6 protein-coding genes and 1 pseudogene are annotated in these 8,091 nt (G+C 69.6%); 2 read left to right on the top strand and 5 right to left on the bottom strand.

The features are described 5' to 3' along the window. The coding region (locus ACWD0J_RS27305; RefSeq protein ID WP_451498494.1) for an MBL fold metallo-hydrolase at positions 1–914 on the top strand (914 nt) is incomplete at its 5' end. 38 nt (positions 915–952) lie between these two features. Further along, the gene (locus tag ACWD0J_RS27300) at positions 953–2,053 is read left to right on the top strand and encodes a PhlD (RefSeq protein ID WP_451498493.1); all 1,101 of its coding nucleotides are present in this window, start codon (positions 953–955) and stop codon (positions 2,051–2,053) included. A gap of 48 nt (positions 2,054–2,101) precedes the next feature. Here ACWD0J_RS27300 and ACWD0J_RS27295 read toward each other — a convergent pair whose 3' ends face one another. The 5 genes and pseudogenes from ACWD0J_RS27295 to ACWD0J_RS27275 form a co-directional block, all read right to left on the bottom strand. Further along, positions 2,102–2,563 (bottom strand): helix-turn-helix domain-containing protein, encoded by a 462-nt coding sequence (locus tag ACWD0J_RS27295; protein ID WP_451498492.1) that lies wholly within the window; start codon positions 2,561–2,563, stop codon positions 2,102–2,104. A 202-nt stretch (positions 2,564–2,765) separates the two neighbouring features. Continuing rightward, entirely contained in the window at positions 2,766–3,359 is a 594-nt protein-coding gene (locus tag ACWD0J_RS27290) for a restriction endonuclease (RefSeq protein ID WP_451498491.1), read from the bottom strand. 346 nt (positions 3,360–3,705) lie between these two features. Further along, positions 3,706–4,365 carry a hypothetical protein gene (locus ACWD0J_RS27285; protein WP_451498490.1) on the bottom strand — a complete coding sequence of 220 codons (660 nt, stop codon included), beginning with the start codon at positions 4,363–4,365 and terminating at the stop codon, positions 3,706–3,708. An 11-nt stretch (positions 4,366–4,376) separates the two neighbouring features. After that, on the bottom strand, positions 4,377–4,979 hold the full coding sequence (locus tag ACWD0J_RS27280; RefSeq protein WP_451498489.1) for a hypothetical protein: 603 nt from the start codon (positions 4,977–4,979) through the stop codon (positions 4,377–4,379). Positions 4,980–5,097: 118 nt separating this feature from the next. Next, positions 5,098–6,546: pseudogene (locus tag ACWD0J_RS27275) on the bottom strand (DNA translocase FtsK); the annotation flags it as partial. Positions 6,547–8,091: the final 1,545 nt, after the last annotated feature.

Genomic DNA, 8,091 nt, shown 5'->3' with positions numbered 1-8,091 from the left:
CCCTCATCACGTCCGGTTCCGCCGCGCTCCTCGTGGATACTCCGTATACGGCTCAGCTGACACATTTGCTGAAGTCAGCCGCGTACCAGGTGCTGCCGCCCTCGGCGGAGATATCTACCGTGGTCAACACGCATGCCAATGGCGATCACAGCTACGGCAACGGGGAGTTCCCCGGCGCCGAAATCATCAGCACCGACGCCAATCTGCGTCATCTCTGCGTCGAGCCCGGACCTGATCAGCTGGAGGCCCTCCTTGACCGGTGCCGCGAGGACGACCTGATCGGGCGTTACCTGCTGGCTCATTTCGGCCGGTACGACTTCCGGGGTCTTCGCCTCACCCCGCCGACGCGGACGTTCACCGGCCGGTTGGAAGTGCCGGTGGGCGAGCTGACCGTCGAGCTGATCGAGGTGGGCCCGGCGCACACGGTGGGCGATCTCATCGTGCACGTCCCGGACAGCGGGCTCGTCTGCGCGGGCGACGTGCTGTTCATCGGCGACGTGCCAGTCCACTGGGCCGGGCCGCTCGACGGCGTCATCACGGCCTGCCAGCAGATCCTCGATCTCAACCCGGGCGTGGTCGTCCCCGGGCACGGACCGCTGGTCGGGCCGAAGGAGGTCCGCACCTATATGGAGTACGTCGCCGGAGTGCGCGACCGCATCCACGACCTGCACACGCAGGGCCTTGACGTCGACGAGGCCTCCCGGGTGCTGCTGCGTGAACGCCGCCCCGGACTGGGCCTGTGGGAACGTCTCGCCGTCCTCACCGCCACCGAGTACCGCTACCTCGACACCGTCAGCGAGCCACCGCAGCTCTTGCAGGTGCTGAGCACCGCGGTACGACTGGCCCCTGAATCCGTCCCCGGAACCGCCCCTGCGCGGTACACGTTCCCCCCGCAGCGCGACTTGCGCAGCTGATTGACCATCACCCGCCCCTGCCAGCATCGGAGCTGCCCGTGCCCTCCGCGCACGTCACCCGGCCCGCCATCGCGTTGCCGCCACACCACGTCACCACGGACGAGATCTGCACTGATATCGCCGAGGCCCATCCCGACCTGCCGCATCTCGCCGTTGGGCTGCGTATCGCCCGCAGCACGCAGGTCGCCGCCCGCCGCTTCAGCCGGCCGCTGCGGGATCCGTCGATCGGCGGCGAGGCCTCCATCACCGAACGCAACCGGATCGCCTTCACCGAGTCCTCCGTCCTCGCCGTCAGAGCTGCGCGGCAGACACTGGCCGAGACGGGCACCGATCCGCAGGACATCGACTGCATCGTCACGTCACACACGACGTCATGGACGGTGCCAGGCCTGGACGTTCACCTCATCGAGACGCTCGGGCTGCGGCCGGATGTGCGGCGCATACCGATGAGCACCTTGGGATGTGCCGGTGGCGCCCAGGCCCTGGTGAAAGCCGCCGACCATCTCGCCGCCCACCCCGGCAGCACCGTCCTCGTGGTCGTCGCGGAGATGCTCAGTACGGTCTACAACCACCGTGACACCACCAAGGAGTCGATGATCTACAAGACGTTGTTCGGGGACTCCGCCGGCGCCTGCCTGGTCACCGACACGCCGCTCGGCCCGGGCCTGCGCGTCGAGAGCACCTGGGAGTACCTCCTGCCGGACAGCCGCAGCCGTTACGCCGGCCGCCTTGATGCGGCCGGGCTCCACTTCGACTCCGAGAGGTCGGCCACGGCCGCGATCAACGATGTGATGCCGGAGCTGCGCCGCTACCTGACCCGGCAGAACTTCGGGGAGGTGGAGTTCACGGTGCTCCACCCCGGCGGGCCGCGCATCATCAACGACGCCGAGCGGGGCTTGGGCGTCGACCAGGATCCCGAACTCGACGACAAGGCGAAGGTGACCCGGCACAGCTGGGCAAGTCTTCGCGAAGAAGGAAACCTTGGCGGTGTCGCCGTCCTGGCCGTCCTGGCGCGCACCCATGATGATCCCCCGCCCCATGGGGCACGGGGGCTCGTGCTCGGATTCGGCCCCGGCTTCGCGGTCGCCGCCGCCACGGTCCGGTGGGAGACGGCCCCGGCTCCTGTGCCGGTCGGCTAGGTGGGCCGCAACCGCGATGAGATCCGGCGGACGGACGCCGCCGGACCTCTACTGCTCGTCCCGCTCCACCGCGTCGAGCATCCTGCGCAGAGTCTCGCGGTCCTCAGGCCCCAGCGCTGCCAGCGGCTTCGCCGCGCGCATGCCGATGTCTTCCAGCCCCACCCGGCGCAGACGCTCGAGCAGGTCCGCCTGGTCACGTGTCGGCGCTGCCAGGTCATCGAGTGTGCATCCGAAGTACTCGGCAAGGGCGACCAGAATGCTCCGGCGGGGATCGTCCTGCTCACCGCGAAGGAGCATCCCCAGGTACTGAGGGCTGACGAACTCCTGCTTCTTCGGGGTGGGCTCCCACCGGCCTGCTCGCCGCTCCTGCTCTTCCAGCGCGGCAGCGAGCTTGTAGGTGCTGGCGGGTTTTCTTCCCTCCCGCGCGGCCCGCTGGTCAAGGAGCAGCTTGAGCCTCTTGGAGAGCGGCAGCGGGTCGCCCTGTGCTTGCGCCGGCGCCTCGTCAGTCATCTGCTCTCTCCTCGCTCTGTGACGGTCTCTTGGTACACCACCCGGCCGGGCGCGGCCGCCGGAGTAGGGGCGTCGGGCGCAGTCGATGCCACTGCGCGACGACTGTAGATCATCCGTGGAGGGCCGGAAACCGACTGGTCGGCCGACTCTGCTGTCGAAAAACTACGGGCGTTGCTCCCGGCAACTGCCCTGGTACCCGCCGTCACGATCGCCGCTCCCAGGGTGGCGGTCCGCCTCGCGCCCAGACAAGCAGGTCGTCGGCGGCGAATAGAACAAGCCGCTCCTCGGCGTCCAAGCCCTCGTTCCACGCGATCCCGCTTCGGGTGAAGTCGCTCGTGGTCACCACTGCGGCAGCGGCGCAGTGGTGTGGGTGGCTGGCATAGGTGCCCTTGACCTCGTACAGCGTTTGGGAGGCGACCTTGTTGGATGCCTGGAACCGCTTGCACTGCAGCAGGAAGCGGCGCCCGTCCGGGAGGCGGACGCGGACGTCGCCCGCACGGTCCTCGGCGCCTCCGCACTCCACGATGTCGGTGCATCCGTCGCGGCGGCACAGTTCAGCGATGTGGTGCTCGAAGCTGCCCGGCCCGCTGGGAGGCAGGGCCCGCCACTGCGCGATTGTCGCCGGGAAGCCACCTCGCGTCCGCCAGCCAGCGCGGCCCCGGCGTCCTTCCCGCTGTCTGCGCGGCAGCAGCGCCGCCATCAGGCCGAGAACGGCAAGACCGAGTATGAGTCCGGCCAGCACGAGCGGGTGGGAGCGTAGGTAGTCGAGGGCGGCTCCGACCAGTACCGCAGTCATGACCGCGCCGAGGACGCAGATGAACAGCCGCTCGCCTCGCCCTATTCGTCGCGCGCGCGGGCGACGGACCGGTGCACGCCGCTGCGCGGTGCGCTGGCGGTGCCGCCGCCCGGTCGGGGCCGCCATCAGAGGACCACAGTCCACACGACCCAGTTGCGCTCCGGTTCATCCGGGGCCCTGTCGCTCACGCGAAACTCCCTTTTGGCAACTTGGGGGACTCGTGCCGGAAGCAGGCCCGCGACCGGACCCGCTCGGCACGGAGACGAAGGTAACGAAATCGCGTTGTCTATGCAACCCGTAATCAACCCGGCACTCGTGCGGGAACCCGGCGCTGTGGGAGCGGCCATCAACGCGCCGCACCCGGGGCGCTGCCCGCAGTAGTGCGGACGCTCTCCAGCGGGAACATCGCGGCGGTCGAGTCGCCGGCCGGTTCCGCCCAGGCCGACTCCACGTCCAGGGCGTCCGGGTCATGGCCGGGCAGGTTCAGTGCCCGGACGAATGCGAAGAGGTCCTCGTGACGGACGTCGTACCGGCCGGAGTTGCAGCCGCAGGCGGGATCGCAGTCCTGCCAGTCCGTCTGCTTCCAGTACGCGACAGTCACGGGAACAGCGCCGGGAGTCTGGGAGAGCACCAGGCGCGGGAACTTGTCGTCACCGGTGTGCTCGCCGATGTCCCTGAGGCACGAGCACTCCTCCGGGAGGAGCTCGCCGACCGGGTTGTGCGGCGGACCGTCGGCGGGGTCGTACGCGCTGCCGTTGTCGTCAAGGAGTACGCCGTCGCAGTCGGCGGTGTGCCGGTCGAACACGGCCCAGCGCAGTGTGAGCGCGCAGGGCTGTGTGCGGAATCGGGAGAACCGGGAGTCGCCGGCTACCCGCTGGCCGGCCGTGTGCGCGTCGATGTGACCGCCGAGCAACAGCATGGCCTCGTCGAGCCAGTACAGCGGCCAGACGACGGCGTCGATGGACTCGTCGGTGATGTCGCTCAGCTGGAGCGGATCGGAAAGCACGAGGTTCCTCCTCAGCGTCCGTGGTGGGTGGTGGTGTTCGACCTGCCCCACCAGCGGTTGGTGTTGTGGACGTGACTGTGGTGCTCGTGGTGCTCGACCGTGCGGCCGAGCGCGGCGGGCGCCGAGCGCAGCAGGACCGCCCCGAAGATGATCCAGAACAGGACGCCGGTGCCCCCCGCTGCGGCAGCGCTGAAGAACTGGCCGGCACCCCAGCCCACTCCGGCCGCGCAGACGCCGCTCGCGGCGATGCGCTGGGCCTTCGGATCGAAGACGACCAGGGGCTGAGGGCTGAGGTCACGCGGCGGGGTCGGCTGGACGGGCGGCGGAGCCATGCTCTTGCGCATCGGGACGCTCCGGCCGTAAGCGTCGTCCACCCAGACGACCGGGTCGCGTTCGTCGTAGGTCTCGACGGGCCCCGTGAGGGGGGCCTGGGCGAGGGGCATGCGGTATCGGGGGGTGACGTCGCCGCCGTACACGTGGTGCGGCTGCACCGCGGTCTCGGTGTCGTCGTGCCGGGCGACGTCGTACCCGTGGGGGGCGGGGACGAGGGGCGCGGACGGCTCTTGGGGTTCCGCCTGGACGTAGCGCTGGTACCTCTTCGGCAGGTTGGACACGGTCAGGGTCTCCGGGGGCTGGTGGATGTGTTCAGGGGTGGGGTGCTGGGGGTGTCAGGGTGCCCGTCCCGCCGCCGTGCGGGGGCTTGGCGGCGGGACGGCTGAATGGCCACGTTGGTCACTCCCCGCGCAGTTCGGCGAGGAGGGCGTCCAGTTCTTCGGGGCGGATCAGAACGTCGCGGGCCTTGGAGCCGTCGGCGGGGCCGACGATGCCGCGGGACTCCATCACGTCCATCAGGTGGCCCGCCTTGGCGAAGCCGACGCGCAGTTTGCGCTGGAGCATGGACGTGGACCCGAACTGTGTGGAGACCACCAGCTCGGTGGCCTGGCAGAGCAGTTCGATGTCCTCGTCGATCTCCTCGTGGATCTCCTTCTTCTGCTTGGTGCCCACGGTGACGTCGTCCCGGAAGACGGTGGTCATCTGGTTCTTGCAGTGCTCGACGACGGCCGCGATCTCCTCCTCGGTCACGAAGGCGCCCTGCATACGGGCGGGCGTGCTCGCTCCCATCGGGAGGAACAGCGCGTCGCCCTGGCCGATCAGCTTCTCCGCGCCCGGCTGGTCGAGGATGACGCGGCTGTCGGCGAGCGATGCGGTGGCGAAGGCGAGCCGGGAGGGCACGTTCGCCTTGATGAGGCCGGTGACGACGTCGACGGACGGGCGCTGGGTGGCGAGCACCAGGTGGATACCGGCCGCGCGCGCGAGCTGCGTGATCCGCACGATGGCGTCCTCGACGTCGCGCGGGGCGACCATCATGAGGTCGGCGAGCTCGTCGACGATCACCAGCAGGTACGGGTAGGGCTGGAGAGCCCGCTCGCTGCCGGCCGGTGCCTTCACCTTGCCGCTGCGTACGGCTGCGTTGAAGTCGTCGATGTGCCGGAAGCCGTACGCCGCCAGGTCGTCGTAGCGCAGGTCCATCTCGCGTACGACCCACTGGAGTGCCTCGGCGGCCCGCTTGGGGTTGGTGATGATGGGCGTGATCAGGTGCGGGATGCCCTCGTAGGCGGTCAGCTCGACGCGCTTGGGGTCGACGAGGACCATGCGGACGTCCTCGGGGGTCGTCCGGACCATGATCGAGGTGATCAGGCAGTTGATGCAGGACGACTTGCCCGAGCCGGTGGCCCCGGCGACGAGGATGTGCGGCATCTTCGCCAGGTTGGCCATGACGTAGCCGCCCTCGACGTCCTTGCCGAGTGCGACCAGCAACGGGTGGTCGTCCTCGGCGTCCTGGGCGAGCCGCAGCACGTCGCCGAGGTTGACCATCTCGCGGTCGGTGTTCGGGATCTCGATGCCGACCGCCGACTTGCCGGGGATCGGGCTGATGATCCGCACGTCCGGGCTGGCGACGGCGTACGCGATGTTCTTGGCCAGCGCGGTGATCCGCTCAACCTTCACGGCGGGCCCGAGCTCGACCTCGTAGCGCGTGACCGTCGGCCCGCGCGTGAAGCCGGTGACCGCGGCGTCGACTTTGAACTCGGCGAAGACGTTCGCCAGTGAGGCGACCACGGCGTCGTTGGCGGCGCTGCGCGCCTTGCTGGGGGCCCCGCGCGTGAGGAGGTCGAGCGAGGACGCGGTGTGGTCCGCGACGTCGGCTTTCGGCTCCGGCTGCTCGGGGCGCGGGGCCGGCGTCGGGCCGGGCGTCGGGGTGGTCTCCGGACGCTTCGGCTCGGTCTGCTGCTGCCTGCTGGTGACGGGGAACGAGCCGTCGGAGCGGGGTGCGCCGACGAATCCGGCGGAGTGCAGGACCATCAGCACCCCGTTCGCGGTGGCCACGTCGATGCCGAGGCGGTTGGCCAGGTCGTCGGCCGATACCTGCTCCAGCTCGGAGAGGAGGGCAAAGGCCCGGGGCAGCACGAGGTTGACCCTCGCCGTCAGGTCGTCGCTTCCGGCGCTGCTGTCGTCGGGAGCGTCGGCGGAGTCCTGTGCGGTGTCGGGGCCGACCCACACGTAGGGGGTCCTCTTGCCGCCGGGCTGGTCGATGTTCTCGTGGGAGGTGAACCAGCCGTCGATGGCCTGACGGGTTGGGGGCCGCTCGTCCGCGTGGCGGGCGCGCAGCCGGTTGATGCAGTCGTTGATGCTCACGCCGTCCGGTCCCGCATCGCGGACCATGGCAATGACTTCGTCGTACCGGGGGTGCTGACGCTTCTTCGGATCGGCCTTGACGCTCTGCTCGTGGTTCTCCCCCGCCTGCCGAGCGATGTCTTCAAACTTCTGGAGCGCGTCGGCGATGGCCTCCTCGACGGCTGGATCCTTCGCGTTCTCGTCCCCACCCGCGCCGCCGACGGGGGAAACGGCCGGGGTGCCACTGCCCTTGTCGCCGTCCGGCCCAGGAGGCGAGTCGCGGAAGGCCTGGCGGTAATGGTCCATCGACGGCAGCGGACCGAGCGTGGCCGGGCCCGAGGGCATGCCGGGCGCCGCAGGCTGTCCGGGGTTGTGACCACCGGCCTGGGGTGAGGCGCCGTTGGAGGCGGTGCGCGAGGCCGTGGTGGCGGGCACGTCCAGGCCGTAGGCGTCCATGAGCCAGCCGATGCGCTCCGGGTCCGACCACCGGTCGGCATAGCCCCACTTCTCGGCGGCGGCGACGGCCTCGGGGTCGAGGTCAGGCCGGATGTCCCAGCGGGCCACCGACAGGTCCTCGATGTCCGCGCTGTCCTCGTCGTCGTTGACGAACGCGATCCTCCCCTTGGTGGGCTGCTCGCCTGGTTCCATGGTCGACGTCTTGGCGTAGAAGGCGCCGTTGCCGGGCAGCGCGGCCAGGTTGATCTGGTGGTAGTAGTCCGGGAAGACGTGCTGGGTTTCGCCGCGCTTGTTGAACTTCATGCCGATGACGGTGTCGTACTGGCTTTCAATTTCGCCGCCACCAGTGTTGGGGCCGGTGCCGCGCTGCGCGACGTCGACGTAGTCGACCGCGGCTTTGCGGCCCTGCTTCACACCGCGGGTCTTGGGCTTGATCGCTGCGGGGCTCCACGCCATCAGGTCGGAGCCCTCTTCGCTGATCACGATGATTGCGGGCCTCTCCCGCTTCGGGACGATCTTGCCGCCGCGCATGCGCTTGGCCCGGTCGATACCGACGTCGAACGCCGCGTTGTACATGCGCACGGCCTCGTCTTCGGT

It is taken from the genome of Streptomyces sp. NPDC003011 (assembly GCF_053591515.1).
The sequence above is the reverse complement of the archived record's forward strand: the minus strand, read 5'-3'. Positions and strand labels throughout refer to the sequence as shown.